The sequence below is a fragment of the Synechococcus sp. R55.4 genome, from assembly GCF_047461935.1.
Lineage (GTDB): Bacteria > Cyanobacteriota > Cyanobacteriia > Thermostichales > Thermostichaceae > Thermostichus.
In genome coordinates this window covers 14921-40604 of the sequence record NZ_JANSIF010000001.1, presented here as the reverse complement: position 1 = coordinate 40604, position 25684 = coordinate 14921, and the positions used below count along the sequence as shown (strand labels likewise).

The following is a 25684-nucleotide window of genomic DNA, read 5'->3' as shown; positions in this document are numbered from 1 at the left end:
GATCCCAACGGCAATCCCAGGGCTTCGGATGGGCCACATCCCATTTAGGCCAGATTTCTTCACTGCTTTGTAAGCAGTTGAAGAGTAGCCCACTACTATTCCAGATCCTGAGGCCCAGGGATCCCTTGACTTTTGAAGAATTTGAAGAATAGGGAGGATAGAGATACGCTGAGATCTTGCAAAATCCACAGCCTTTGGGAGAGTAAGAGGGGAGCAGTGGCTTGGCTGCTGTCCACGGGATTCATTGGACTAGTACCCAACCGGATAGAAAAGAGGGGCTTTTTCGGTCGCGTGAGCGGCGCGGAGCGCTCTTTCCGGCAAAGCCGTTGCCTGGTGGGCTGGATCCGGTTCAACATGGCTGGGAGAGGCAATCGGCACCTCAATCATCCGATCCGGTACCAGCGGCACCATTTCGGAGCGGTCGGCGATTTCCCGGAGAGAATTGGCAATGGATTCTTGAGTCAGCAGAAACTGTCGTTCGTTGCGCTGCATCTGCTGCCACACCTGGTAACGCTGGCTCCACCGGCTTTGGGTATGCACAGTCCAACTGTAAAGGCTCAACACTGAAACGCCGGAGAGGATAGCCATCCCTGTGGAGATTTGCTTCCACCAGGCTAGGTGTTCTGCCCAAGCAAGATGCTGGCTGCGAGGATGGGCTGATTTCAACTTCAAATTCAAAGGTTGGGTGCGGCTGGCCTGAACTGTACCGGAGAGGGGTCGGCTCAGAGCAGAAGGCTGTCTGTGGCGACGAGGGCTTTTGGGACGATCAAGACCTGCGTTCAAAGGCTGGCTAACCATAGGGCTTAACCTCACACACACCAAGGGATCCGACGGTGCAGGACTGCCGGTTCCGCTTCACCCTAGTTCCCCGCATCCCCCAATAGCAACCCCCTTCTCCCGATTCCCGGCCTCAGCAGGACAGCTGTCCGCTTCACGGTAGCCGATCTCTTGAGAGCGGGAGAACCAACCTAAACCTACATCTGACTGCTGCGGGCAGCCACTCGCAGTTTGGCAGAGCGGGCCCGTGGATTGCGTTGCCGTTCCAGTTCGGAAGGGGACAAGGGCTTGGGGGTGAGCACCTGCCAACGGGGATCCCTGCGAAAGGCCCATTTCACCAGGCGATCTTCAAGGCTATGGAAGCTGATTACGGCCAACCTGCCGCCGGGTTTCAACCAAGTGGGGGCTTGGGCCAGCAAGGTTTCTAAAGCCTCCAGTTCTCGGTTCACGGCAATGCGCAACGCCTGAAAGACGCGGGTGGCCGGGTGGATGCGGCCTCGCCGAGCTGCCGGAGGTACCGCCTGCCAAACCACCTGGGCCAACTGGGTAGTTGTGGCGAGGGGACGAGCCTGCTCGATGTGATGGGCAATGCGGCGGGCAAATCGCTCTTCGCCGTAACGGGTGAAAATCTCGATCAACTCTTCGACCGGGCGATGATTAACCCAATCGGCAGCGGTTTCCTGAGCGGCACTGGGATCCATGCGCATGTCCAGCGGCCCCTCTCCGCGAAAGCTAAATCCCCGCTCAGGGCAGTCCAGTTGCGGCGAACTCACCCCCAAGTCGGCCACGATGCCATCGAAGGGAATCCCCTGCCCCTGCTCATCCCGAAAGCCATGCTGCTGCAGATCGAAATCGGCAAAATTGAGGTGCCACAGTTGGATGCGGCTGCCGGGGATCCCTTCTGCTGCAAAACGCGCTTGCGCCGCCTGCAGAGCCGCCGGATCCCGATCCAACCCCACCACTCGAGCAGCTCCCCCCCGCAGCAGCGCCAAGCTGTGTCCACCCCCTCCCAACGTCACATCCAAAAAAATACCGCCCCCCTGGGGTTGCAGGTAGGCCATCACCTCCTCGGTCAAAACGGAATCGTGTTGATACACCTTGCCAAGCACGGTCTGCGGGGGTTCTATTTCTGCTGCTACAAAGTTCAGTATCTGCAAAAAAAAGGCCGAGGCCAGGCCCCGACCGAGGAATCCATGTTGTTAAGGTGATCCTCTGAGAAAAGAGGGGTGGCCGTCAAAAGACAGGCTGTCTTGGGATCCCTGGTAAGATCTCTGGGGCATGAGTCCGGGCCTGAGTAAGATGAGACTGCTGCCGCTTTTGCCCAGTCTGCCATCAGAGTTGCTGTGTTGACTCACTCTTCTTCTACCGATATCCTCACTCTCTCGCCGGCCAAGGGCCTGCGCGGCCAAGTCAGCATCCCCGGCGACAAATCCATTTCCCACCGCGCCCTGATGCTGGGATCCCTGGCCGAAGGAGAAACCACCATCCAAGGGCTGTTGCTGGGAGAGGATCCCCGCAGTACGGCAGCCTGTTTTCGGGCGCTGGGGGCAGATATTTCGGAGCTCAACAGCGAGTGTGTTCGCATTCGGGGAGTTGGCCTGGGCCAGCTGCAAGAACCGGCAGACGTGTTGGATGCAGGTAACTCCGGCACCACCCTGCGCCTGATGCTGGGGATCCTGGCGGGCCAGGCCGGGCGCTTTTTTGCCGTCACCGGCGATCGCTCCCTGCGCTCGCGGCCCATGGGGCGGGTGGTAGAACCGCTGCGGCAGATGGGGGCCAGCATTTGGGGACGGGCCGGTGGGACGTTGGCACCTTTGGCCGTACAAGGGGGATCCCTCAAGGGCATTCACTACCGCTCCCCGGTGGCTTCAGCGCAGGTGAAATCCTGCCTCTTGCTGGCGGGCCTGCTGGCAGAAGGCACCACCCAAGTCACCGAGCCGGCTCTCTCTCGGGATCACTCGGAACGGATGTTGCGGGCCTTCGGAGCCGACATTCACGTGGATCCAGAGGCGAAAACCGTGGCCGTGGTGGGGGGATCCCGCCTGGTGGGCCAGAGAGTTCAGGTGCCGGGGGATATCAGCTCGGCAGCCTTTTGGCTGGTGGCCGCCTCCATTGTGCCCGAGAGCGAATTGCTGCTAAGGGATGTGGGCCTCAACCCCACCCGTACCGGTGCACTACGGGTGTTGCAGGAGATGGGGGCCGATATTCAAATTGAAAACTGCCGGGAAATGGCCGGCGAGCCCCTGGGAGATCTGCGGGTGCGTTCGGCCCGCTTGCGCGGCTGCACCATCGCCGGCGATCTCATCCCCACCCTGATCGACGAGATCCCGGTTTTGGCGGTGGCGGCGGCCTTTGCCGAGGGGATCACGGTGATTCGCGATGCCGCAGAGCTGCGGGTGAAAGAAAGCGACCGTCTGTCAGCCATGGCCCAAGAGTTGAGCCGCATGGGAGCCCAGGTCACTGAATATCCTGATGGCCTGGAAATCAAGGGAGGGATCCCTCTTCACGGGGCCGAGGTCGATAGCCACGAGGATCACCGCATCGCCATGAGCCTGATGGTGGCAGCTCTAGGAGCGCAGGGATCCACCCTCCTCAGGGGAGCCGACTGTGCCCGCATCTCCTACCCCGACTTCATTCCCACCCTGCAACGATTGACTGCTTCCCCCCTGGAGTCTTGAGAGGGCCCATCTTTAACTTTGCCGCCTCTGCTCCTATGTCGACCTGCCCCAGCCCGCCCGGCCCTATCGCCATCGAACATCTCTGCTTCCGGGTTCCTCCCGGTGGGCAAGCAGCCTTTCTTGAGCAAGACGAGCGGGTTTGGGGATCTGCCCTTCGCCGACATCCGGGTTTTCTGGGCAAAGAAGTTTGGCTGGATCAGCAGGATCCTGAACTTGTCCACCTCATCCTCCGCTGGGCCAGCCGCGCTGATTGGAAAGCCTTTTCCCCCGAGCAAGTGGAGGCATTGGATCGGCAAATGCGGCCTTTTTATGTGCGCTTGGAACAGGCCAAAGAATACCAGCTCTGGCAGCCCGGCCCTTCTGCAGGGACAGGAAAGCAGGATTAAGGGATCCCTTCAGTCTCAAAACCTACCTCAGAGCCCACCGAGTCAGCCCTGGGGGATCCTGCCACCCGCTCCTGCTCCACCAGCTCCCGCAAACTGGGCATGGTCACGGCCAAAGCTCCTTCTCGCCGCTGCAGCCCCGCTTCAAAACTCTCAGGGGTGACAATGCCGCCGGAAATGAGCATCTTAAAAGCATCTTCCACCGGCATGAACACTTCCACCACCTGGTCTTCCGGCACAATGGCGTACCAGCCCGTCGTTGGATTGGGGGTGGTGGGCACAAACAGGCCAAGGGAGCGCTGCGGCCCATCGGGCCGAATGGGAGTTTGAATGGTGCCCGTCACAAAGGCCAGCGCCCAAGCTCCTGGTCGGGGATATTCCACCAGCACCACCCGCCGAAAGCGCTGATTGTTGGGGGCAAACAAAACACTGACCAATTGCTTCAAGGTCTTGTACACCAGCCCCGCCACCGGAATCGCATGGAGCAACTGTTCGCTGAGATTGAGCAGCCACTGGCCGACAATGTTGCGGGCCATGAAGCCAATCAACAGGATGAGCACAATCGGCGTCAACAGGCCCACCGCCAGATCGATGAGGTTGATCAAGATCGGGTGCAAACCCTGGATGGGATTGAACTGCTTCGGAATGCTGGTCAGAAAGCCAATGCTCCAGGTGGCCACCTCCACCGTCAGCCAAATGGTAGTTGCCAGAGGGATCACCACCAGCAACCCCGCCACGAAGTAGTTCTTAAGATGCTGTTTCCATTGTGAAACCATGGTGAGGTCGTCCCGTCGAGTCAACCGAGTGGATGCACCGAACCTTTGCAAGTGGAGCTTGCAGATGGCAATCATGATACCTGCCTTCTGCATTGCCCTCATGGGGGGCAGCCGCAACTTGCTGGAAAAAGAAACCGGGCTGCCAAAAAGCGCAGAGCCCCAAACTTTCACGAGGCCGATAATGCTATCTTAGGTCGATATAAAATTTTGTAAAGGCAGGGATCCCGTTCCGAGGCGTTGTGGTCAAGCCCCTGGATGGTTTGTGTTTCTGCCGGGTGTTGCGTGGGAGGCCCTATGTCAGAGTCGGATTGGCTAGAGCATACCTGTCAGGTGGAGGTGCCTGTTCCCATCGAGCAGGTATGGGATTTGTGGGCCAACCTCACCCTCATGCCCCGTTGGATGAAGTGGATCCGCTCGGTGGAATTGCTGGATCAGGAGCTGTCCCGGTGGACACTGGACACCCGCGGCCTCACCTTCAGTTGGATCTCCCGCACCCACACGGTGGTGAAACACCAACACATTGGCTGGAGTTCGGTGGAGGGGCTGCCCAATCGGGGCGCGCTGCGCTTTTACGACCGCAAAGGCAGTACCATTGTGAAGCTGTCGGTGGCCTACAAGATCCCGGGGATCCTCGGCAAAATCTTGGATGGCCTGTTTGTGGGCAAAGTGGTGGAGAGCACCATCCAGGCGGATCTGGAGCGCTTCAAAGCCTATGCCCTAGAGCATGCGGGGCCAACCGCCGAAAGTGCCTCGGCCAGCTAGCCTCAGTTTGTCAGGCCCAAGTGTTTTGCTGAACTCCCCCTTCCTTGCCAACCCTCACTGCTGCAAAGGTCTTCTTCATGCCCGATCCCTCTCCTGAGCCTGTCATTGCCCTCTCTCGTCAGCCGGTGGACAACCGCAACATTCGCTTCTCTCTGGAGCGGGGCGAGCTGGATCTGGATCAACTTCTCCTGCTGTTGAACCGCAATGCCTTTTGGGCGCAGAATCGCCAGCGGCAGGAGATGGAGCGGGCCGTTGCCCACAGCCATCCGGTGGTCAGCGCCTGGGATGGGGAGCGCCTGATTGGCTTTGGCCGCGCCACTTCCGATGGGGTTTACCGGGCCGTCCTCTGGGATATCGTGGTCGATCACGACTACCGACGTCAGGGCATTGGGCGCAAGTTGGTGGAAACCCTGATCAGCCATCCCCACCTGCAGTCGGTGGAGCGCATCTACCTGTTCACAACCCATCAGCGCGGCTTTTACGAGCGGATCGGCTTTGTGGAAAACCCCAGCACCACCTTGGTCTTGCACGGGCGCCCTCTGGAGTTTTTGATCCCGGCTGCCGAGCAGGAGCAGGCTTGACCGACAGGGATCCTGGGTGAGTGTATCTTGAACAACAGTGGGTTGGTTCGGCCTCGGCAGGAGAACGCGCTAGCCTGAAAAGCAAAAAAAGGTGAGAGGGTGTACCTATGGCCAATCGCCTCGCCACAAGTTCCAGCCTTTACTTGCGCAAGCACGCCGAGAACCCGGTGGACTGGTGGCCTTGGATCCCCGAGGCTCTGGAGAAAGCGCGGGCCGAGGATAGGCCGATTTTTCTGTCCATCGGCTATTCCAGTTGCCACTGGTGTACGGTCATGGAGGGCGAGGCCTTCTCCAACCCTGAAATTGCCGCCTTTTTGAATGCCCATTTTTTGCCCATCAAGGTGGATCGCGAGGAGCGGCCGGATCTCGACAGCATCTACATGCAGGCGTTGCAGCTCATGAGCGGGCAGGGGGGGTGGCCCCTCAATGTTTTCCTCACGCCCGATGACCTGGTGCCCTTTTACGCCGGCACCTATTTTCCCGTAGAGCCCCGCTTTGGCCGCCCGGGGTTTCTGGCCTTGCTGCAGCGCATCCTGCAGTTTTACCGGCAGGAAAAGGAAAAAATAGAGGAGATGAAAGGCCAGATTTTGACGGCTCTGACCACCCTCAGCGACCTGGTGCCGGAAGACCACATTCCCGCCGACCTGCTGCGCTCTGGGATCCCCAAGATCCAGCCTTTGCTCGCCAATGCCGGGGCGGTGCAGCAATTTCCCATGATGCCCTACGCCCAGTTGGTGTTGCGCTCAGCCCGCTTCGACCCACCAGAAGGGATCCCCGGCTCCATGAGCGCTCTGGAACGGGCCAAAGAGCGAGGCATGGCCTTGGTGCTGGGAGGGATCTTCGACCATGTGGCCGGCGGCTTTCACCGCTACACCGTGGATCCCACCTGGACGGTGCCCCACTTTGAAAAGATGCTCTACGACAACGGGCAGATCCTAGAGTTTCTCTCCGATCTGTGGGCGCACGGTATCCAAGATCCGGCCATCGAGCGGGCGGTGCGGCTGACGGTGGAGTGGGTGGCGCGAGAGATGACCGCCCCTGCCGGGTATTTCTACGCCGCTCAAGATGCCGACAGCTTTGCCCGGGCAGAGGATCGAGAGCCAGAGGAGGGAGAGTTCTACGTCTGGCGCTGGCAGGAGCTGCAGGAGCTCTTGGGGGAAGAAACCTTCCGCGCCTTGCAGCAGGCGTTTGACCTATCGCCGGGGGGCAACTTCCCCGATCGGCCCGGCTGCATCGTCTTGCAGCGCAAACAGGGGGGGACGTTGCCGCCAGAAGTTGAAGCCGCCTTGACCACCCATCTGTTTCAGGCACGCTATGGCTCTGCGGATCGACGAGTTCCCTTCCCTCCGGCAGTGGATGCCCAATCGGCCCGTCTGCAATCCTGGCCGGGGCGAATCCCACCTGTCACCGACACCAAGATGATCGTCTCTTGGAACGCCTTGATGATCTCCGGCCTGGCGCGGGCCTATCAAGTGTTCGGCAACGCAGACTATCTGCAATTCGCTCTGCGGGCTGCCCAATTCATCCTCAGCCAGCAGCGCCACCCTGAGACCGGATCCCTGTTGCGCCTGAACTACGATGGCACAGCTCAGGTGCCCGCCAAATCGGAAGATTACGCCCTGCTGATCAAGGCCCTGTTGGACTTGCAGCAAGCCTGCCTGCCCCTGGTGGGGGATCCCACCCCTCAAGACTGGTTGCAGGCTGCCCTCCAGCTCCAGCAGGAGATGGATGCGCAACTGTGGGATCCGGCCAGGGGGGGATACTTTGTCAGCGATGCCCAGAGTGCCCCTGAGCTGTTGGTGCGAGAGAAGGAGTTCCAGGACAACGCTACCCCTGCAGCCAATGGGGTGGCCATTGCCAACCTGGTGCGCCTTGCCGCCCTCACTGGAGATCTGGACTACCTGGAGCGGGCAGAGCAGGCCTTGAAAACCTTTGCCCACATCATGAGCACCCAGCCGCGCACCTGCCCCAGCCTTTTTGCCGGACTGGATTGGTATAGCAATTGGGTGAAAGTCACCCTGGAGGCCGATTCCATTCCCGCCTTTCAGCAACGATCTTGGCCCACCACCGTCTTTGCTCTCCCCACCGAAGCCGAACCTCTGCCGGAAGGAGCTCTAGGGCTGGTGTGCTGGGGCAACAAATGCCTGGCCCCTGCCAGTTCTCTCGAGCAAATCCAGTCGCAAATCGGCAAAGGCCAAAATCGAGCTTACTGACCTTTGCCCAGCTTTTGCTCAGGGCAGCAGGGATCCCTTTGCCAAGGTTACTGCTGGGGCTCCGCAGGCTTTTCCACCCCGAAAAACTCGATGCGGTAGCTCTGGATGCGGGTGCCCGTTTGTTGCTCCACCTGGGCCAGCAGTTCAGGCGGCAGCTCCACATCCACATCCAAAATGCGGTTGCTATCCAGACAGTTCACGTGGCTGTGGGGATGGGTGCGGTTGCCGTAGCGGCGCCCATCGGCACGATCCAAGCACTCGACAATGTTGTGGCTGGCCAAAGCTTCCAGGTTTTGATAAACGGACGTGTGGCCAATCGGTTTGCCCTGCTGATTTAGGCGATCGTAAATCTCGCGGGCGGAGAGGTGCTCGCCACACTGCCACAGCAGCTCCAGGATATAACGGCGCTGTCGGCTCAAACGCAGATTGCACTCCCGGCACCGTTCCAAAGCAGCTTCCAAAGAATCCAAGGGGCGAGGCATGGAAAACCTCAAGTCATACCGAGTCTGAGATAGGTAGTTGCTCATCCCTACCAAGGTAGCATTTGTGCGTCAACAGTTGTTCAAAAAACACCCCGAACTCTACAAGAGCTGCCGCGCATAGCCATCTTCGAGCCGAGTCCAGGCCGTGCGCAGATGGAAGAGCCCAACATCAGCCTTTTGATTTTCTACAATACCGCTGGAGTGTTGGGGGCAAAGATCATGCAGCGGCGCAAGGTAATTCTGGGTTTGTTGGGGTTGGCCAGCAGCAGTGGATTGGCAGGAGCCTATTGGGCCAGTCGGCAGCAGCCCTCTCATCTAGCCCCAGGGATGGGATCCCCTAGAGCCGCTCTCCCCTCTCCTACCCCCCAGCCCACCCCCACCGTCGTCCCCCATCCAGATGCCCCCCATGGCCTCTACATCCCCCCCCGCCGAGATCTGCGCCTCTTGGTCATCAGTGACATGAACGGCATCTACGGCTCGGTGGAATACGACCCAGAGGTGGATCGGGGCATTGGCCTCATCCCCTATCTTCAGCCGGATATTGTTTTGGGAGGAGGAGATATGGTGGCCGGTCAGGATCCCCGCCTGTCGGAGGAGCGCATTCGCGCCATGTGGGCAGCCTTCGACCGGCATGTGGCTGGCCCAATCCGTGCGGCCAAACTTCCCTACGGCTTTACCTTGGGCAATCACGATGCTTCCTGTGCCCGCACCACGCGGGGCGGCTTTCTCTTTCAAAAAGAACGGGATCTGGCCCGCGAGTTTTGGAACGATCCGGCCCACGACCCAGGTTTGAACTTTGTGGATCGGGGGGACTTTCCCTTCTACTACACCTTTGAAAAAGACGATGTGTTTTACCTAGTCTGGGATGCCACCTGCAATTACATCCCGCCCGAACAAATGGCCTGGGCGGAAGCGGCTCTGGCCAGCGAACGGGCTCAGAAGGCCAAGTTGCGCATTGTCATCGGCCATCTGCCCCTCTACGCCATCACTGTCGGGCGCGACGATCCGGGAGAAGTGCTGCTGGAGGCGGATGCCAAACGGGCTCTGCTGGAGAAGTACCGCGTCCACACCTACATCAGCGGCCACGACCACGGCTACTACCCTGGCCACAAAGGGCAACTGCAACTGCTTCACTGCGGCATTCTCGGCTCTGGCCCTCGTCCCCTCTTGGGCAGCCCTCTGCCCCCCCGCAAGACCCTCACCCTTATCGACGTGGATTTCGAGAGCCCAGATGTTACCTATTACACTACCTATCACATGCGGGATCTGAGCGTGATCGACCAAGCAGAGCTGCCCCGTTTCATCACTGGGCACAATGGCTTGGTGCTGCGCCGCGACGTCAATTGGGACAACCTCACCCCCCAAGAAATCGCCACCTGCCAAGCTCGTATTGGATCCCTGTGTCGGGATTAACGTCTCCGTCTTGGCAAAAGATTGATGAGCCGTTTGTAGATGCTCTCGCGAGGGTTCTGCACACTTCGCGAGCAGCCCAGGCTTTTCAACAGATGATTCAAAGCAGCTTTTTCCAGCAACACCAGCCATAGCCGGTGCAACTGTGTCTCTCGCATAACGGATCCCAGTGATTGATTTCAGATGACCTATTTCCGAGAGCTGGACAAATCTTGGTACCTGACTCAAGCGGGCTTGGCGGAGTACCTCGATACCCTCAGCGAACTCACGGAACGCTTGGAAGGTTTGCAGTCTTTTGCCAATCTCTGTGAACAGGCCAATCAGAAAGATCCGTATCAACTGATCCCTTCTGAACCGGAAGGTCTGTATTTGCTTGCCTTCGAGTGAGATGCTGCCAAACTGGTTGATTGTCGCGCCTTTCCCCTGCCATCGAATCCATCAGCAGCCGCAGCGCAAAACTCCTGCTACCCTGGTTGAATGATGGTTTCGTTCCTGGTTGAGGTAGAGGGGAACTTGACAGATGAGCAGGTGCGGGAGGGATTCCACGCCCTCTCTGACCCGATTCGCCTGCGCGTGCTGCAACTGCTGCAGGGGCGTGAGTTGTGTGTTTGTGATCTCTGCGAGGAGCTGAAGGTGAGCCAATCCAAGCTCTCGTTTCACCTAAAAACCCTGCGGGATGCGAAATTGGTCAATGCTCGCCAGCAGGGGCGCTGGATTTACTACAGCCTCAACCCACCCGGTTTTCAGCTCCTGCAGCATTTTTTGGATAGATTGGGGCAAGCTGGCCCTGTCAAGGCCGCAGTTCCCTGTGTGGAAGACCTCTAAGGCGCGCAGGGATCCCAAAATGTCCCTAGAAAAACTGTCGGATCCCGCCCTTGTACATTCCGAAGACGGGCTTGCTGCAACACAAGAAATTACAGATGTGAATGGTGTTCCCTGCTGGCAACCCCAGGGATCCCGGCGGGTCAACTCGGAGAAAATGAGGATCCCATCTCCTAAAATCCATCAAAGTTCCCTGACACCAGCTCCCCTGTTGCTTAGTTAGGATTGATACAAGAGAGGTGAGAACAACATGATACGTGAACAGCGAGAAGAGTTGGAACGCATCCACCGAGCACACCTGTGGAATCGCCTCAAGGAGCGGGTGAAACGCGCCCAGTTGAATCCATCTCTGCTGGCTTTGCTGGCACGAGAGGCTTTTGAGTTGGGCTTCCCCCTTCCCTCTTTATCTGACCAACCCCAGGTCAATTCCCCTGCTGAGCAGCCCCAAGATGGAAGTCATCATCGCCGCACAAGGCCTCCGGCCCGCTGGCGCGAACGGTGAGTCCACCCTCTCTTCTGGCCGAGAAAGCGGGCAGCCACGATCATAGGAGAATTTCTCTCCAGAGACTCTCAAAGCAGCTAGTCTAGGCAATGATTTTGAATAAATCAGAGCCCATGATGAACACCGCCGAAGCCCTTCAGATTCTCAACCTTCCGCCGGACGCAACCGAGCGGCAGATCCGGGGGCGACTGTTTCAGGAATACCAAACCCTCAGTACTGCCCTCGCAGAACTGGAGGACGAGCGACAAAGACCCTTGCTAGAGGCGCAACTGGCGCGGCTGAATGAGGCGCGGGATGTATTGCTTAGCGGGGGATCCCAGGCTGAGAAGGGTTTGTCTTGGGTCAGCCCAGAGGACTTGCCCCCCCAGGTGATTGTGCTGCTTTACCAAGCCAATGGGCAGGAGGGAATCTGCACGCGCCAGGTTGGGGGTCAAGATATCGTCATTGCTTTCGAGAGCTCGTTTGCAGCAAGAAAATATGCGCAGCGGTTGGCTCAACAGGGACTGCCCAAGCCCGTGGCAGAACGCTTTGACACGCAGGAGATCGTCGATTTTTGCCGCAGCGGAGGGTATGGGTTGATGGTGGTTCCGGCCAGCGAAACGCTGGAGCCCCTACAAGAAAGCACGGAAGCTGCCCGTGATTGGCAGGGCAGGTCTTGATGCCGTTTGGCCTCGATCCACTTGCGTTAAGGGTGCCCTCGATGATTAGTGTGGAACCGATCTCTGTGGACGAGTTTCGCCAGCTCATGGCCGCCGATCTGGACGCTTGCTGCGAGGCCTTTGATTTGCGGGCGGAGTACCTGCGTTTGCAGCAACAGCGGCTACGCTCCTGGGGCATGCTGGCCTTTGGTTTGATAGCAATAGCCTTGGTCATCTTCTTGGGGATGCGGGATCCCGGCTCTTGGGTGTCCTATACCGCGGCTGCCGGGATCCTACTGCTGCTCCTGTTGGGGATCCTGAGAGTCAGCCTGCGCTTGGGAAAAAGCCTGCATCGCATCCGCCAGCGTTGGCAGGAGGCCCACCTGCTCAACAGCACCCCCGAGGTGATGAAGTTTGCCACCGATCTGGCCCGCAAAGTAAAAGACTACAACCACTGGGTCAACGAGCTCCAACAATCCCTGCAGGGGGGGCAGCATTGGCGGGATTTTCGGCAACTCAGTGAGGCTGAGCAAAAGTACATCCAATCGCTGTTTTTACAAGTGCGGGCCCAACTGGTGATGGCCCTACAGGTGTGCCGAGCTTTGATCGAGGATCCACAAGCCTCTGTGGCTCAGTATCTCAACCAAATGGTTGCCCGGGATCAGCAACTGTTGGAGCAATTTACCGCCAAAAACCTGACCGCCAACCGCTACGTGACCTTGGCTCGCCAGCTATCTGTGCTGGAGGAAGATTTGCAAGCCCAGCTCAGAGCCTTGGGATCCCGATGATACCCTGTTGGAGGTGTCCAGCAGCGTACTCATGGGCAGTAGAGGCACTCGAAAATTGTACGGCCTGTTGCTTGCCGGCGGGCTGGGCTTGCTGGGATGCGGGGATCCGAATGTACCTCTGACCCAACCGCCCCCCGATGCTTTTCGGGTCAGCACCCCACGGCCACCGCGCCTGGATCTCTATCCCACCCCATCACCAACACCAACTCCTACCCCGACACCACCCCCCAGCTTGCTGGAGATCACGGCCCGTTGGTTGGGGATCCCTTGGCCGCCCCAAGAGACCAGCCTGGTGAGATTGAGCGCCCGTTTCCTGGAGATCCCCCTACCTCCCAAGCCCCGCCGCTCCGCCAGCCCCTCACCTCAGCCTTCCCCCAGCCCAGAGAGTGAGGAGAGAAGGCAACAAGGCCGGGAAACCTAGTCCGCACCGCTGGCCTCTGGGGATTTAGGCGCCTACGGTCGCCGGCTCCGTTTCTCGAACGCGCAGCTTTTCACAGGGGATGGTGTCTGCCAGAATGGAGCTGGCCATCATACCCGTGTGAATCTCTAGCTTGGCTCCAGGCACCGCTTCAAAGAGCAGCCGCTGGCCTGGAAAGACCACCCGCTCAAAGTACCAGTTTTCGATATTCGTGATGCGAACCACCTGAATGGAGCTGGTCGCATTGATGTAGCTACAGGTTATTCGCTCTGCTCGTTTTTTATCGGGGATTGCATCGAGTGTTTGCATAATTCAGATTACCAGCCCACGTTGCTCAGCCTACCATCTACCCTAACACCGTCTGGGGATCACTGCGGTAGTCTGCGATACGGCGATCCCAACTGGCAGAAATCAATCCTGGAAAAAATAACTTCTGTATTTTACCTTACTGTTTCGATTTCCAAGAGGGTTCTGCAATTCGAGGAAGATTTGAATTAGGATTTTTCCCCAATATGGGACAATTTCTCATAGAAAATCTCCACAGAGTAGTAGTCAAGACTACACTTTTAAGCTGCCTTAGAGTTTAGGGATCAAGGCTCGTGGATACGCGATCCGGTCGTCGGCTGCGGCGAGGATTGGCCGGGATCCCAGTTCAGGCCCTCCACCCGCAGCTCCAGAGCCCCCGACTGGCGCACCGGATTGTATTGCAGGCTGAAGCCATAGGTGCGGCGGTCATAGCCCAGGCGATAGACGACATCCACCTGCTGGCCCGACTGCAAATCTACCGTTGTCTCTGCCCCTACCCGCAGCGGGCCGTACAGTTGTTGCAAAAAGCCCAGGACGAGCTGTTCCCGCGTGGTGATGCGGTCAAACAAAAATGGCGAGGCTCCGGCCAAAAAACCGTTGGAGTAGGTCACCCTCAGGTTGGTGTAGTCGAAGGTATCGGCCACAAAAGCCCCAATCACCGCATCAATGCCAATACTGCCGGCAGTATAGCTCTGGGCTCGGCCATTGGAGTAAAAAGACTGGCTGCTGCTCACACCGGTGCTGAGCCAGATCCCTTGCTCGATGGGCAGAGCGGAAAAGCGGGGTGGGGGATCCGCCGCCGTCTTGGGAGGGCTCCAGAGGGGAAAGGAGCGATTCAAGGTTGCCCCCAGTTGCAGGCGGGAGAGCTGAATGCGGTCGGTGGTGTTGGCTAAGGCCAACTCCGGATCCGTGTCGATTTCATCCGGCTGCCCCAAGGCATCGATGTAGTCGGCGGCTATGCGGTAGCTGAGATCCAAGCCGGTATTCCCTAGGCGGAGGGTGGGTGAGCGGTAGCTGGCACCGAGGCGGTTTTCCACAATTTGAAACCCCAGGCGACCGCTGAAGAAGCGTTCCCGATAGGCGTAGGTGTAGGCGACTTCTCCGCCATCGCCGGTGGTGATGCGGTGTTCGACCTGGGCTCGCAAGCGCTGAGCAAACTCCTGGAAGACGATCCCCCGCAGCTCGGCAAACAGCGAGGTTTGAGCGTTGGCTTCCGGTTGCCGCCAACGAAAATCGGCCCGCAGCCCGATCCCATCCAAAAGGCCCTGCTCACTGCCCCAAAGACGTTGTGGATACAGTTGCGGGGAGAGCACCAAGCTCACGTTGGGATCCCGCAGCAGCTCGATGTTGGACTGGAGGATCAAGCCGCGCCGCAATTCTTCCCTGTCGAAATCATCGTAGAAGATGCTGACCGGAGGCTGACGGTTTAATGAGTCGAAGCGCAACCGAATGGGCAGAGGCAGAAACAAGACCTGGTCGAAGGCCAGTTGGCCGGCCTCGGCAATCAAAAGGCTGGAGCCATCGGCTTGCAGGGTGGAGGTCACCCGTGGGCTACGAATCTCCAACTCCGGCGGATCCAGCGGGTCGTTGGTCAGCCGCACCTGTTCTCCTTCCCAGGTGGTGGCATCGAAGCGGATGCGAACGGCACGAAAGCGCACCAGCCGCTGCGGAGAGAGGGCGGCTGCCGGGGATCCACTGGCCTGCAACTGGCCAATATCCACCTGCCCGAAGGCCTCTTCCAAAAATCCCCGCTCTTGCTCAAAGTCGTATTCTAGGCGGGATCCCTGGATGCGCTGCCGATCCAGTTGAATAGAGACATTGCCCTCGGCCACAGCCCGCCGCTGTCGCAGCTCAATGCGCAGGCGATCCGCCCGCAACACAGAGCGACCCAGCCGCATCTCCACATTGCCTTCTGCTTGGAAGACTTCCGCCCGTTGATCGAAGGTTTGCCGGTCAGAACGCAGCCGTAACGTTCGGTCGGCAACGGCGCTGAGGTCGGTCGTACTTATGGGCTGAGCGCCCCCCTTCTTCTGGGACTCCACCTGAGCCGCAGTAGGGCCGGCAACTGCCAACCCCAGCACCCCCAAGCAGAGCCAGAGCAACCGCAACCCTCTCATAATCACCCGGCGCAAAACTTCAACACAGATCCCCTACGGCTTCCCCAGCCCGCTAGCTTGTGGCCAACTGGGAAAGGTTGAGGACTCGGTTGAGCTTGCCGCTGCGGTAGCCCTCCAAATCGAGACTGACATAGAGATAGCCGAAGGATTGCAGGGCCTTGACCAGCGCTTCCAGATTGGTTTTCTGCACAAACTCCACGATCTGATCCGGAGGAAGTTCGATGCGGGCGGTGTCCTTCTCCGAGCGCACCCTGACCTGCCGCCAACCCAAGCTGCGCAAGTAGCGCTCCGCCGCTCCCACCCGACGCAGCTTCTCAGGGGTGATTGCCTCCCCGTAGGGAAAGCGAGAGCTGAGGCAGGGTTGGGCCGGTTTATCCCACCAAGACAGCCCCAGGTGGCGAGACAATTGCCGCACCTCCAGCTTGCTCATCCCCACCTCCGCCAAAGGGGAACGCACGCCGCGCTCCCGAGCTGCCTGTGTCCCCGGTCGGTAATCGGCCAGATCGTCGGCATTGAGACCATCCACCACATGGTTATATCCCTGGGCTTGGGCCAACAGGCGCAAGGTATCGTGCAAGTGGCTTTTGCAGAAGTAACACCGGTTAACGGGGTTGGCGGCGTAGCTCGGATCCTCCAGCTCGTGGGTTTCGACGATCTGATGGCGGATCCCGATTTGCCGAGCCTGCTGAATTGCTTCTTCCAAATCTTCCGGCAGCAGCGAAGGAGAAGCAGCGGTGACAGCCAGGGCCCGCTCCCCCAGCTGATCGCAGGCCAACTTGGCCACCAGGCTGCTATCAACCCCCCCAGAGTAGGCCACCAAGACCTGCTCCATCTCGGCGAAGATCTGGACAAGCTGCTGGAACTTGTGCTGCAGGACGGGATCCCACTCCAGCAGGGGGTTGGCCGCTATTCCTCCCTCTCCGGGGGGGAGAGGGTCGAGACGAGAGGCGGTTGGGCCTTGGGCTGTGCTCATGAAGACAGAAGATGCCAAGCGTTTGGATAACCAGGCAAGGATGCCATCTCGCTATTGCCGGCAGGAGAAGAGCCGGTTGCGAGCAGGGGCAGGGATCCCCCCTCTTTCTATTCTTTCCTAGAGATCCCCGACTTTCCAACGCTTCTCCCCAGCATGGGATGCGGGATCCCTCAAGGAAAAGTAGACAATTGGGCAATCTATTCGTAGTCCGCTCACCCGCTGTCGCGATGGTGCTATGCCTCCGGCACCCTACCGGGAACCGCACCGCTTCGCGATACGCTGAATGAAATGGGTTGCAGTGGCCCCTTATAATTTTTTCTGGGTTCTCTGCCACAATTGACCTCACAGCTTTTTCCGGCGACACTTGCTATAGCCAATGCAGAGATCTCTCTTGGCTATGGGGATCCCACCCATTTTGTAGAACTTCATGAAATCAGAAAAAGCTGTACCCCTCTCCTAGCGCACCATGGCTTTGCAACTTGAACCCGCCAGCCCGCCAGAAGTGGCCGTTTATCAGCCCTATTACGCCGTTGCCCGCCGACAGTACCTAGCCCTCGCGGTGGGCCTCTACAAAAAAGCCAGCCTGGAAGGGCAGAGGGCCATCGAGGGAGAGGGGCCTGTCCGCTTCTTGGCCAGTTGGCACATGTCCCCGTTGCCCTCGGATCTGACGGTGGTTCAGGTGATCTTTGCTCAGGATGCAGATCTCACCTATCAGCTCTCCATCGCCAACTACGAGTTTGTGGATTATCTGATTGATGTCGTCTCTTTGGTGCAGCGCGGACAACAGCCGGATTTCTCCACCGCCTTTTACAAGAAACTGATGCGATATGAAGATTGATCTGGGTTGCTCAGCCACCATCACCCTCTACGACACCACACTGCGGGATGGGGCCCAGCGAGAGGGTCTATCGCTGTCGGTGCAAGACAAGTTACAGATTGCCAAGCTGCTGGATCGGCTGGGGATCCCGTTTATTGAAGGGGGCTGGCCAGGAGCCAATCCCAAGGATGTGCAGTTTTTCTGGCAGATGCGGGAAGAGCCCCTAGAGCAAGCCGAGCTGGTGGCTTTTTGTTCTACCCGCAAGCCGGGGCGGCGGGCGGCAGACGATCCCATGCTGCAGGCCATTTTGGCGGCGGGCACCCGCTATATAACCGTCTTCGGCAAGTCTTGGGATCTCCACGTCACCGAGGGCCTGGGCACCACGCTGCAGGAAAACCTGGCCATGATCCGCGACACCATTGCCTACTTGGGATCCCAGCAGCGGCGGGTCATCTACGATGCCGAGCACTGGTTCGATGCCTATCGCCACAACCCCGACTATGCCCTGCAAACCCTGGTGGCGGCTGCCGAGGCAGGGGCAGAGTGGCTGGTTCTCTGCGATACCAACGGCGGATCCCTGCCCCACGAGATTGCGGCGATCACGGCAGCTGTCTTGGCAGAATCCCATCACCTGCGGCATTTGCCTCTGGGCATTCACACCCACAACGACTCCGGCACTGCTGTGGCCAATGCCCTGGCGGCGGTGCAGGCAGGGGCGCGCATGGTGCAGGGCACCATCAACGGCTATGGGGAACGCTGCGGCAATGCCGACCTGTGCAGCGTCATTCCCAACTTGCAACTGAAGCTGGGCTATCGCTGTCTGCCGCAAGAGAAGCTGCAACACCTGACGGAGATCTCCCGCTCCATCAGCGAGGTGGTCAATTTGGCCCCGGATGACCATGCGCCGTTTGTGGGCCTATCGGCCTTTGCCCACAAGGGTGGGATCCACGTCAGCGCCGTTCAGAAAAACCCTCTCACCTACGAGCACATCGCCCCCGAGCAAGTGGGCAACTGTCGCCGCATCGTGGTCTCAGAACAGGCGGGGCTGAGCAACATTCTCCACAAAATGGCCGGATTCGGGATCCGGCTGGACAAGTCGGATCCACAGGCGCGCTTGATTTTGGAGCGGCTGAAAACTTTGGAGCTGCAGGGCTATCAGTTTGAGGCGGCTGAGGCCAGCTTTGAGCTGTTGGTGCGGGGCTTGCTGGGTCAGCGCTCGCATCCGTTTGAAGTGCTCAGCTTCAACGTGACGACCACCACCCGCTCCGATTGGAACAGCAAAGACTGGGATCCCAGTGGCGAGGCAACGGATGTGCAATCGTTGGCAGCGGTGAAAATCGCGGTGCAGGGGCAGACTCGGGTGACGGCGGCGGAAGGCAATGGGCCGGTGGCCGCTCTGGATGGGGCGTTGCGCAAGGCGCTGCTGGAGTTCTATCCCCAACTGGAGGCGATTCACCTGTCTGATTACAAGGTGCGCATTTTGGATGGGCGAGCCGGCACCTCGGCCAAAACGCGCGTGCTGGTGGAGTTTAGCGACGGTCACCGCCGTTGGACAACGGTGGGGGTTTCCACCAACATCATCGAGGCCTCCTGTCGGGCTTTGGTGGAGGGCTTTGAGTATAGCCTGCTGCCGCCCAGCTCTCCTTTGCCGGCTGCGGCAGAGCACCGTTCTTCTCCGCTGGCTGCAAAAACGGCCTCCCCTTGAAAGAAAAACCTTCAACTGGCTTTACCCTGGCAGCGCCCCTCTACCCCAGCAAGCTAAACCGTAACCACGACAGCTATGCGAATCATCGGCCTGACAGGCGGAGTGGGCACGGGCAAATCCACGGTCGCCCGCATCTTGGAGCAGCACGGGATCCCGGTGGCCGATGCCGATCAAATGGCCCGCCAGGCCTTGGCGGTGGGATCCCCCATTCGCGAGCGGGTACTGGAACGCTATGGGAAGGCCATCCAAACACCCTCCGGGGATCTGGATCGCCGGCAGTTGGGCCAGATCGTGTTTGCCGATGCTGCCGAGCGGGCTTGGCTAGAGGCCCAGATCCACCCTTTTGTTAAAGCTCAACTGCAAGATTTTCTGTTCGGGTTAGCGGAGCAGAGCTCTGAGGCGCATGGCGTGTTGCTTGAGGAAGGGCCTGGTTCCCAAAAGAACAGCGGGCCAGGGTTTTCCTCTGCCCAGGGATCTCAAACCGTTTGTCTGATGATCCCGTTGCTGTTTGAAGCCCACATGGAAAATTGGGCCAGCGAGATTTGGGTGGTGACTTGCACTCCAGAGCAGCAGCGGCAACGCCTTGCTCGCCGGGATCTTCTTACACCGGAAGAAATCGAAGCTCGCATCGCCAGCCAGTGGCCTTTGGCGGAAAAAGTGCGCCGTGCCGATGTGGTGCTGGACAACTCCGGATCCCTGGCTGAGCTGGAAGCCCAGGTGAAGCAGGCTTTGGCGTTAGAGAGGCCATTTGCCTCACCTCGGCAGGCCGGATACAGTGACGGATAGGGGATCCCCTACGCCCCGGTGGGACGGAGGGTAGCCATGTACGGGTGGGTTGAGGGAGAAACGATGCAGGAAGCAGGCTGCGTTGGCGAGACGGAGTTTGCTCAAGCTCTGGCCGCGCGGGAGCGGGAAATCCAGCTTTTGCGAGAGCGCAATCGCATCTTGCAGGGCCAGATAGACCTTCTGGAGCTGCGCCAAGAAAAGCAACACCGGCAAATTCGCAGCTATGAGGCGGAGATTGAGCAGCTTTACCAAGAGAAGCAGTTGCTGGAGCAGATGATTCAAGAGTTGCCAGAGCTCTACCGGCGCAAGCTGCAAGCCCGCCTGCAGCCCATCCGCCAGCGCATCGCCGCCATCCAGGCAGAGAATCGCCAGCTCAGGAAGGAGGTGTATCAGCTCAGCTACCGCGTGCAGCACATAGATCAGCTCGACTCGCCCGGCTGGATCCAGCTTCCCTCTCTGCGTCGCCGGGATCCCAAGTCCTCAGCGGAGCGGAGCACAAAAGCTCTGCCGGTCTCCCCCCCTGGTGTCCAGCCCTGCTCTTGATGGGCAGGGAGGGATCCCTTCATCGAGGAGCCAGAATAGGAGAGCCCCGGTGGGATCGCGTCAGCAGAGCAGAGCTCTTGCGCGGTTCCGGTTGGGGCGCTGCTTGCTTGGAGATCCCGGAAATGGCCACCGCTGGCAACTATGAACCCCTGCATTTAAAATACCGCCCGCAGCGCTTTGCCGATGTGGTCGGCCAAGGAGCGGTGGTGCAAACGCTGGCCAATGCCATCCGGCTGGGGCGGGTGGCGCCTGCCTATTTGTTCTGCGGGCCGCGGGGCACGGGAAAAACCTCCAGCGCCCGCATCTTGGCCAAGTCTTTGAATTGTGAACAGGGGCCGACGCCGGATCCCTGCCAGGCGTGCAGCCAATGCCGCGCCATCACTGCGGGAGCCTCCCTGGATGTTCTCGAGATTGACGCGGCCAGCAACACCGGCGTAGACAACATCCGCGAGCTGATCGAGCGGGCCCAGTTTGCCCCGGTGAACAGCCGCTACAAAGTCTATGTCATCGACGAGTGCCACATGCTCAGCAATGCGGCCTTCAACGCCTTGCTGAAAACTCTTGAAGAGCCGCCCCCCCGCGTGGTATTTGTCCTGGCCACCACTGACCCGCAGCGGGTTTTGCCCACCATTGTTTCCCGCTGTCAGCGGTTTGACTTCCGCCGCATCCCCCTCGACGACATGGTGGCCCACCTGGGCAAGATCGCCGCCCAAGAAGGGATCCCTATCACGCCGGAGGCGCTGCAACTGGTGGCCCAACTTTCCCAAGGGGGCCTGAGGGACGCCGAACGCCTGCTGGACCAGCTCAGCCTCTTGGAAGGATCCATCACCCCGGAGGCGGTTTGGGACTTGGTGGGCGGGATCCCGGAACAGCAGCTTTTGGCTCTGATGGATGCGCTGCTGGCTCAGGATGTGCAGGCGGTGCTCAGCCAAACTCGGCAATTGTTGGAGCGGGGCAAAGAGCCCTTAGCCCTGTTGCAGAACTTGGTGGCCCTTTACCGGGATCTGCTGCTGGTCAAGACAGCCCCCCAGCAACGGGAGTTGGTGGCTGTAACGGACTCCACCTGGGCAGCCCTGCAGCAACGGGCCCCTCGCTACTCGGTGGAGATACTGCTGGCAGCCCAGAGCCATCTGCGCCAGTGTGAGCCGCAAATTCGTCAAAGCGGACAGCCCCAACTGTGGTTGGAAATTGCCCTAGTGGATCTGCTGGGCCAGCTGCGCCCAAGCATGGTGGCTGAGGATTCAGCGGAACGGAGTCCTTTCCCAGCCCTTGACCTATCTCCTGCACCCCAGAGAACTCCCCCGGACGGGACAGCCCCTCCGGCCCCTGCTGCGACCATCAGCCCATCAAGCCCATCAACTGTTGGTGAGATAGATGAATTAACTGTTGGGCCTTCAGCCTCCCCTGCTGTTGCGTCGAGCCAGAAGGCAGATCGCGCTACTCGGACGGAGTCCTCGGAGCAGCCCAGAGAACCGGCAAGGGACGCCGCCACAGTCAAGCTGCTGCGCCCCCACTGGGACGAGTTCCTCAAGCGCCTCTCTCCCCTCACCAAGGCTCTGATGGGATCCGGCCACCTGCACCAAGAGACTCCTGAAGCAATTACCCTCGCCTTTCCCAGCAAGGGTCTGGTGGAAAAAGTGCGCAGCAAAGAAGCCGAACTGCGGTCGGTGCTCCACAACCTGCTGCAGCGCCCTGTGCAGCTCAACTTGATTGTGCAGCGCTCCAGCGGGCCGCATGTTTCCATTCGCGTCAGCGGTGCGGAGTCCTCGGCACTGCTCAGCCGAGAAACAGACCTGCCCCCCGCCCCCGTGGCCCCGGATCCTGTCACCACGCCGGGGTTGCAGAGCGACAACACCAACAGTCGTGCTTCCTCAAGGGAGCCCAGGGCAGAACCGCAGAGCCACGGCCTTGCCCGGCGACAGCAACATTCCCCTTCTGACTCCAGCCCACCTTCGCCAGAACCTGAGCGGGACAATCCTATGGGTGGCCCCAAGGTGGCCGGCTTGGCAACCCAAGGACTTTTTCCTGCCGGTGCGAACAAAGTGCTCCGCACCGCTGTCGCGACCGATTCTCCAAGTCGTGCAGAGCGCCGCGACACCCTGCACGGTGGGCAGTCCTTCGAGCTAACCCAGGAGCTGGCGGAGATTGCCCGCCGTTTTGCCGACCACTTCAACGGCAGCTTGGTGGATTTGGAAGGGGTGTTGGGGTCTGACGTGACGGGATCCACGGAAGAGCTCTCCTCAATAGAGGCTATAGAAGCCGAGGGATCCCCTGACCTGCTCTCCGGTGAGACCTACGGCTCGCCAACAGGAGCAGAGCCGTCCGCGTCAGCGGGGCGGAGTCCTCATCCCGTAGACTTTCCCAATGCAGTAAGGAATCCGTCCTACCGGCGTGAGCAGTCTTCTCAGCTTGCCGTTCGCCTCAGCGGGACGGAGTCCTTGGAGGAGGAGGTGCCTTTTTAAGCGCTATCTAGCGCTATCTTAAGTTTGATAAAGCCAGCCTCATCTTGCCGACGATGACCTTCCCCATCTCTCCCTTAATTCGCTGCGCTGTGCAGGCTCTGTACTGGGGACTGGTTCTGCCCCTACCCATCCTGCTGGCTCGGCAACAGGCAACACCTCTTGAGCTGGGATCCCTTTGGATTGCTCTGCTGCTGGGGTGGGGAGTAGTCCTGGGATCCCTGAGCCAGCAGATTCAGTTGGACGAAGAGGGCATGCAGGCCACCTACCCCAGTTGGGTGCCGCCTTTTGTGCGGCAGGAGTGGCAGATCCGGTGGGCCGATATCGAGCGCATTGAGCCCCGCTCCACCAGCCAGGGTGGTATGGTGTATTACTTGGTCAGCCGAGGGGGGGATCGCGTACTTTTGCCGATGCGGGTGACCAGGTTCAAGCAGCTGTTGGCTGAGATTCGACGGCACGCTCAACTGGAGATTGGCGGGCTGCGCCCCTACGTTCAGCCTTGGATGTACGGGCTCCTAGGATGTTTTGCTCTGCTTCTGTTGCTCTGGGATGGGATGGTCGCCATCTGGGTCTGGGCAAGTCCGGTGGGAACCTAGCGCAACCACAGACGGTTCCGGGTCTAGCCATCCCGACAGGGATCCCAGCTCCAGCGGGCGGTTGCAGTCCAGATCCCGCCCACGCCCTTCTGCGCAAGCGTTGCGGAGCAGCAGGATGGAAATTTGGAGCAGGTTGGAAATGAGCTCCTCCGCTGGGCGACCCCTGGTGGCGGTGGGGGTATCCTGAGAGCAGTGGAACTTAGCCCCCTCTTGCCAGCTCTTCCCCTTCGCGACAGCGGTGCGGAGCACTTTGTCTGGGATCCCTGCTGCCCCTTCTCTGGAGAGGTTGAGTCTTGAGCAGGTCAACCTCTCCGCCTCTTCGCTGGCCTTGCTGGACCATTGCCCCCGCCTGTTTCGCTATGTGTACCTGGAGCGGTTGATCTGGCCCGCTGCCAGTGTTTTTGAGCACGAGCTGGAGCAGAGGCGCGGACGGCAGTTTCACCGTTTGGTGGAGTGGCACAGCCGCGGGCGGCAGGTGGAGCCGCGTCTGTCTGCCCTGGATGAAGGGGTGCAGCAGTGGTGGCAGGTGTTCTTGGCCAGCTCCCATGCCCATCCCCAGGGACGGGTGTTGGCGGAGTTGCCCCTGTGGCAACGGATTGAGGGCTTTAAGCTGATAGCCCGTTTGGATCGGCTGGTGATTATCCCCGGATCCCTGCACATCCTGGACTGGAAAACTGAGCGTCAACGTCCTCGCGATGAACAGTTGGCCCAAGACTGGCAGGTGCGCCTTTACCCTCTGCTGCTCTGCGAGGTGGCCCAGCAGCTGCCCCTGGAAGGCCCTTTTGAGCCGGAGCAGGTGCAACTGACCTTTTGGTATGTGCAACATCCGCAGCAGCCCTTCCACCGGTATTACAGCGCCGCCGCCTATGAGCAAGACCTGGCCCACCTAAGAGCCACTCTGAACCACCTGCGGCAACTGGAGGCGCAAGACTTTCCCATGACCCCCCACACTGAGCGCTGCAACAGTTGTCTGTTTCGCTCCCGCTGCCATGGGCTGCTACCGGAAGGGATCCCCTCTCAAGACCTCACGGATTGGGTCTGGCCAATGCAGGAGCCCGCGACACCTGCGGATCCCATCGCCGATACTTATTGGGAGCAGTAATGGGAGCAGTAAGGACTCCGCCCCGCTGACGCGATTAGATCCGATTAGATCAGGGTAGGGCGGGGCAGGATCTGTTTTGGCAGCAACCCATGCACACCTTTCATGGGGCTGTTCACCACCTGCGTGATGTGGAAGTGGACAGCAATGCTGCAAAGCACATAGGCTTCCTCTCGCCCAATGCCGACAAACCGATGCAGAAAATCGATCATCCGCCTTAGGGCAATCTCAAAGGCCGCATCCAGATCCTCGGCAAAGCCCATGGTAATGAAATCGGTCGGGGTTTCCGCCAGCGGTGCCTCGAGCGGCAGATCTTTGCGCAGGATCAACTGCAAAGTGCCATTCATGGAAGTTTCAATGGCCGTTACATCAACTTCTCCGTCCCCTTGAGCGGAGTGGCCATCCCCCACCGAAAAAAGGGCACCGGGCACAAAGACCGGCAAAAAAACTCGGGATCCCGCCTGCAATTGGCGGTTGTCGATGTTGCCACCATAGTTGCCGGGGGGGATAGAGCTGCGGCTGGTTTCCTCGGTCGCCACCCCCAAGATGCCAAAGAAGGGGCGAATGGGGACGCGGATGCCGCTGCCGGGAGGAAATTCCGCTACCCCCTGGTCTATATCTAGGTCGATGAAGCGCAGTCGCGGCTGATCAAATTCTCCGGGCAAAGCCCCCCATCCGGGACGGATGGCATTGAAACCGATGGGCAAGCGGGGGGTGATCGCTTGCAAGCGCACTTCCAGCACATCTCCAGGTTCAGCTCCCTCAACGTAGATCGGCCCGGTCAACAGATGGGGGCCCGGCCCCACTCGGCGCTCGGCAGGCAAGGTTTGGCAAATTTCGAGGAATTCGGGCGTGAAGAAACGGTCCGGCGCTTTGCCGTAGTGGGCGAACCCCGAGTAGGTTTCCACCTGCACCACATCGCCCGATTGCACATACAAGGCCGGGGGCAGTTGGGAAGAAAAGCCGCCCAAGTGGACGGTATGGGGAGTGGCTTTGAGGGTGTGAACGGGCACGGCCAGGGATCCCTTGCAAAAGACCCATTCAATCAAAGAA

Annotated in this window: 27 protein-coding genes; 19 read left to right on the top strand and 8 right to left on the bottom strand. The window is 59.5% G+C overall.

The window, feature by feature from the left end:
* Window positions 1-249: 249 nt before the first annotated feature.
* Both NW842_RS00195 and rsmH read right to left on the bottom strand, forming a co-directional pair.
* Complete coding sequence (locus NW842_RS00195) at window positions 250-798, bottom strand: hypothetical protein (RefSeq protein ID WP_414417229.1); 549 nt, start codon at window positions 796-798, stop codon at window positions 250-252.
* A 176-nt stretch (window positions 799-974) separates the two neighbouring features.
* Complete coding sequence (gene rsmH, locus NW842_RS00190) at window positions 975-1874, bottom strand: 16S rRNA (cytosine(1402)-N(4))-methyltransferase RsmH (RefSeq protein WP_414417228.1); 900 nt, start codon at window positions 1872-1874, stop codon at window positions 975-977.
* A gap of 246 nt (window positions 1875-2120) precedes the next feature.
* Between rsmH and aroA the strand changes: the two genes are divergently transcribed.
* Both aroA and NW842_RS00180 read left to right on the top strand, forming a co-directional pair.
* On the top strand, window positions 2121-3455 hold the full coding sequence (gene aroA, locus NW842_RS00185; RefSeq protein WP_414417227.1) for a 3-phosphoshikimate 1-carboxyvinyltransferase: 1335 nt from the start codon (window positions 2121-2123) through the stop codon (window positions 3453-3455).
* A 35-nt stretch (window positions 3456-3490) separates the two neighbouring features.
* Window positions 3491-3841: a TIGR03792 family protein gene (locus NW842_RS00180; RefSeq protein ID WP_414417226.1), complete on the top strand. Its 351-nt coding sequence runs from the start codon at window positions 3491-3493 to the stop codon at window positions 3839-3841.
* Here the strand turns inward: NW842_RS00180 and NW842_RS00175 are convergent.
* Entirely contained in the window at window positions 3838-4614 is a 777-nt protein-coding gene (locus NW842_RS00175) for a DUF502 domain-containing protein (RefSeq protein WP_238376947.1), read from the bottom strand. The two genes, NW842_RS00180 and NW842_RS00175, sit on opposite strands and share 4 nt — an antisense overlap.
* 294 nt (window positions 4615-4908) lie before the next feature.
* On the opposite strand from NW842_RS00175, the gene NW842_RS00170 reads away from it, so the two are divergent.
* The 3 genes from NW842_RS00170 (at window position 4909) to NW842_RS00160 (ending at window position 8170) form a co-directional block, all read left to right on the top strand.
* Window positions 4909-5376 (top strand): SRPBCC family protein, encoded by a 468-nt coding sequence (locus tag NW842_RS00170; protein WP_414357051.1) that lies wholly within the window; start codon window positions 4909-4911, stop codon window positions 5374-5376.
* 77 nt (window positions 5377-5453) lie between these two features.
* A complete protein-coding gene (locus NW842_RS00165) occupies window positions 5454-5957 on the top strand; it encodes a GNAT family N-acetyltransferase (RefSeq protein ID WP_414415804.1) in 504 nt (167 codons plus the stop codon).
* 107 nt (window positions 5958-6064) lie between these two features.
* Window positions 6065-8170: a thioredoxin domain-containing protein gene (locus NW842_RS00160; protein WP_414417225.1), complete on the top strand. Its 2106-nt coding sequence runs from the start codon at window positions 6065-6067 to the stop codon at window positions 8168-8170.
* A gap of 47 nt (window positions 8171-8217) precedes the next feature.
* On the opposite strand, the gene NW842_RS00155 is transcribed toward NW842_RS00160, so the two are convergent.
* On the bottom strand, window positions 8218-8652 hold the full coding sequence (locus tag NW842_RS00155; protein ID WP_414331897.1) for a Fur family transcriptional regulator: 435 nt from the start codon (window positions 8650-8652) through the stop codon (window positions 8218-8220).
* Window positions 8653-8805: 153 nt separating this feature from the next.
* Between NW842_RS00155 and NW842_RS00150 the strand changes: the two genes are divergently transcribed.
* The 7 genes from NW842_RS00150 to NW842_RS00120 all read left to right on the top strand — a co-directional run bounded on the left by NW842_RS00150 (window position 8806) and on the right by NW842_RS00120 (window position 13233).
* A complete protein-coding gene (locus NW842_RS00150) occupies window positions 8806-10065 on the top strand; it encodes a metallophosphoesterase family protein (RefSeq protein WP_238376945.1) in 1260 nt (419 codons plus the stop codon).
* A 180-nt stretch (window positions 10066-10245) separates the two neighbouring features.
* Complete coding sequence (locus tag NW842_RS00145; RefSeq protein WP_414408983.1) at window positions 10246-10449, top strand: hypothetical protein; 204 nt, start codon at window positions 10246-10248, stop codon at window positions 10447-10449.
* Window positions 10450-10542: 93 nt separating this feature from the next.
* A complete protein-coding gene (locus NW842_RS00140; RefSeq protein WP_414330075.1) occupies window positions 10543-10887 on the top strand; it encodes an ArsR/SmtB family transcription factor in 345 nt (114 codons plus the stop codon).
* 247 nt (window positions 10888-11134) lie between these two features.
* Window positions 11135-11386 (top strand): hypothetical protein, encoded by a 252-nt coding sequence (locus NW842_RS00135; RefSeq protein WP_414330072.1) that lies wholly within the window; start codon window positions 11135-11137, stop codon window positions 11384-11386.
* Between the two features lie 113 nt (window positions 11387-11499).
* Window positions 11500-12045: a DUF3110 domain-containing protein gene (locus NW842_RS00130; protein ID WP_414374936.1), complete on the top strand. Its 546-nt coding sequence runs from the start codon at window positions 11500-11502 to the stop codon at window positions 12043-12045.
* 41 nt (window positions 12046-12086) lie between these two features.
* Window positions 12087-12812, top strand: a complete 726-nt coding sequence (locus NW842_RS00125; RefSeq protein ID WP_414417224.1) for a hypothetical protein — start codon at window positions 12087-12089, stop codon at window positions 12810-12812.
* Window positions 12813-12825: 13 nt separating this feature from the next.
* Window positions 12826-13233 carry a hypothetical protein gene (locus tag NW842_RS00120; RefSeq protein ID WP_414417223.1) on the top strand — a complete coding sequence of 136 codons (408 nt, stop codon included), beginning with the start codon at window positions 12826-12828 and terminating at the stop codon, window positions 13231-13233.
* A gap of 24 nt (window positions 13234-13257) precedes the next feature.
* On the opposite strand, the gene NW842_RS00115 is transcribed toward NW842_RS00120, so the two are convergent.
* The 3 genes from NW842_RS00115 to larE all read right to left on the bottom strand — a co-directional run bounded on the left by NW842_RS00115 (window position 13258) and on the right by larE (window position 16626).
* On the bottom strand, window positions 13258-13539 hold the full coding sequence (locus NW842_RS00115; RefSeq protein ID WP_414343190.1) for a DUF1830 domain-containing protein: 282 nt from the start codon (window positions 13537-13539) through the stop codon (window positions 13258-13260).
* Between the two features lie 281 nt (window positions 13540-13820).
* Window positions 13821-15653, bottom strand: coding sequence for a DUF3769 domain-containing protein (locus NW842_RS00110; RefSeq protein WP_414417222.1), 1833 nt, complete (start codon window positions 15651-15653; stop codon window positions 13821-13823).
* Window positions 15654-15705: 52 nt separating this feature from the next.
* The gene (gene larE, locus NW842_RS00105) at window positions 15706-16626 is read right to left on the bottom strand and encodes an ATP-dependent sacrificial sulfur transferase LarE (RefSeq protein ID WP_414417221.1); all 921 of its coding nucleotides are present in this window, start codon (window positions 16624-16626) and stop codon (window positions 15706-15708) included.
* A gap of 466 nt (window positions 16627-17092) precedes the next feature.
* On the opposite strand from larE, the gene ebsA reads away from it, so the two are divergent.
* The 7 genes from ebsA (at window position 17093) to NW842_RS00070 (ending at window position 24634) form a co-directional block, all read left to right on the top strand.
* Window positions 17093-17464 carry a type IV pilus biogenesis protein EbsA gene (gene ebsA, locus NW842_RS00100; protein WP_011432932.1) on the top strand — a complete coding sequence of 124 codons (372 nt, stop codon included), beginning with the start codon at window positions 17093-17095 and terminating at the stop codon, window positions 17462-17464.
* Entirely contained in the window at window positions 17454-19148 is a 1695-nt protein-coding gene (gene cimA, locus NW842_RS00095; RefSeq protein WP_414417220.1) for a citramalate synthase, read from the top strand. Before ebsA ends, cimA begins: the two co-directional genes overlap by 11 nt.
* A gap of 75 nt (window positions 19149-19223) precedes the next feature.
* A complete protein-coding gene (gene coaE / locus NW842_RS00090) occupies window positions 19224-19934 on the top strand; it encodes a dephospho-CoA kinase (RefSeq protein WP_414417219.1) in 711 nt (236 codons plus the stop codon).
* A gap of 36 nt (window positions 19935-19970) precedes the next feature.
* On the top strand, window positions 19971-20477 hold the full coding sequence (locus NW842_RS00085) for a hypothetical protein (protein WP_414417218.1): 507 nt from the start codon (window positions 19971-19973) through the stop codon (window positions 20475-20477).
* Between the two features lie 122 nt (window positions 20478-20599).
* Complete coding sequence (locus NW842_RS00080) at window positions 20600-22939, top strand: DNA polymerase III subunit gamma/tau (RefSeq protein ID WP_414374932.1); 2340 nt, start codon at window positions 20600-20602, stop codon at window positions 22937-22939.
* Window positions 22940-22992: 53 nt separating this feature from the next.
* Window positions 22993-23532: a hypothetical protein gene (locus NW842_RS00075; RefSeq protein ID WP_414331790.1), complete on the top strand. Its 540-nt coding sequence runs from the start codon at window positions 22993-22995 to the stop codon at window positions 23530-23532.
* 238 nt (window positions 23533-23770) lie between these two features.
* Entirely contained in the window at window positions 23771-24634 is an 864-nt protein-coding gene (locus NW842_RS00070) for a PD-(D/E)XK nuclease family protein (protein ID WP_414417217.1), read from the top strand.
* Between the two features lie 44 nt (window positions 24635-24678).
* On the opposite strand, the gene NW842_RS00065 is transcribed toward NW842_RS00070, so the two are convergent.
* Entirely contained in the window at window positions 24679-25680 is a 1002-nt protein-coding gene (locus NW842_RS00065) for an acetamidase/formamidase family protein (RefSeq protein ID WP_414382850.1), read from the bottom strand.
* Window positions 25681-25684: the final 4 nt, after the last annotated feature.

Bases quoted from the DNA above. Each gene is read 5' to 3' on its own strand.
- NW842_RS00155 (WP_414331897.1), bottom strand. From the start codon at position 8,652: ATGCCTCGCCCCTTGGATTCTTTGGAAGCTGCTTTGGAACGGTGCCGG.
- NW842_RS00145 (WP_414408983.1), top strand. From the start codon at position 10,246: ATGACCTATTTCCGAGAGCTGGACAAATCTTGGTACCTGACTCAAGCG.
- larE (WP_414417221.1), bottom strand. From the start codon at position 16,626: ATGAGCACAGCCCAAGGCCCAACCGCCTCTCGTCTCGACCCTCTCCCC.
- coaE (WP_414417219.1), top strand. From the start codon at position 19,224: ATGCGAATCATCGGCCTGACAGGCGGAGTGGGCACGGGCAAATCCACG.
- NW842_RS00160 (WP_414417225.1), top strand. From the start codon at position 6,065: ATGGCCAATCGCCTCGCCACAAGTTCCAGCCTTTACTTGCGCAAGCAC.
- NW842_RS00130 (WP_414374936.1), top strand. From the start codon at position 11,500: ATGATGAACACCGCCGAAGCCCTTCAGATTCTCAACCTTCCGCCGGAC.
- NW842_RS00165 (WP_414415804.1), top strand. From the start codon at position 5,454: ATGCCCGATCCCTCTCCTGAGCCTGTCATTGCCCTCTCTCGTCAGCCG.
- NW842_RS00140 (WP_414330075.1), top strand. From the start codon at position 10,543: ATGGTTTCGTTCCTGGTTGAGGTAGAGGGGAACTTGACAGATGAGCAG.
- NW842_RS00175 (WP_238376947.1), bottom strand. From the start codon at position 4,614: ATGGTTTCACAATGGAAACAGCATCTTAAGAACTACTTCGTGGCGGGG.
- NW842_RS00125 (WP_414417224.1), top strand. From the start codon at position 12,087: ATGATTAGTGTGGAACCGATCTCTGTGGACGAGTTTCGCCAGCTCATG.
- NW842_RS00075 (WP_414331790.1), top strand. From the start codon at position 22,993: ATGACCTTCCCCATCTCTCCCTTAATTCGCTGCGCTGTGCAGGCTCTG.
- NW842_RS00135 (WP_414330072.1), top strand. From the start codon at position 11,135: ATGATACGTGAACAGCGAGAAGAGTTGGAACGCATCCACCGAGCACAC.
- NW842_RS00115 (WP_414343190.1), bottom strand. From the start codon at position 13,539: ATGCAAACACTCGATGCAATCCCCGATAAAAAACGAGCAGAGCGAATA.
- NW842_RS00180 (WP_414417226.1), top strand. From the start codon at position 3,491: ATGTCGACCTGCCCCAGCCCGCCCGGCCCTATCGCCATCGAACATCTC.
- cimA (WP_414417220.1), top strand. From the start codon at position 17,454: ATGAAGATTGATCTGGGTTGCTCAGCCACCATCACCCTCTACGACACC.
- NW842_RS00170 (WP_414357051.1), top strand. From the start codon at position 4,909: ATGTCAGAGTCGGATTGGCTAGAGCATACCTGTCAGGTGGAGGTGCCT.
- NW842_RS00110 (WP_414417222.1), bottom strand. From the start codon at position 15,653: ATGAGAGGGTTGCGGTTGCTCTGGCTCTGCTTGGGGGTGCTGGGGTTG.
- ebsA (WP_011432932.1), top strand. From the start codon at position 17,093: ATGGCTTTGCAACTTGAACCCGCCAGCCCGCCAGAAGTGGCCGTTTAT.
- NW842_RS00150 (WP_238376945.1), top strand. From the start codon at position 8,806: ATGGAAGAGCCCAACATCAGCCTTTTGATTTTCTACAATACCGCTGGA.
- NW842_RS00195 (WP_414417229.1), bottom strand. From the start codon at position 798: ATGGTTAGCCAGCCTTTGAACGCAGGTCTTGATCGTCCCAAAAGCCCT.
- NW842_RS00085 (WP_414417218.1), top strand. From the start codon at position 19,971: ATGTACGGGTGGGTTGAGGGAGAAACGATGCAGGAAGCAGGCTGCGTT.
- NW842_RS00080 (WP_414374932.1), top strand. From the start codon at position 20,600: ATGGCCACCGCTGGCAACTATGAACCCCTGCATTTAAAATACCGCCCG.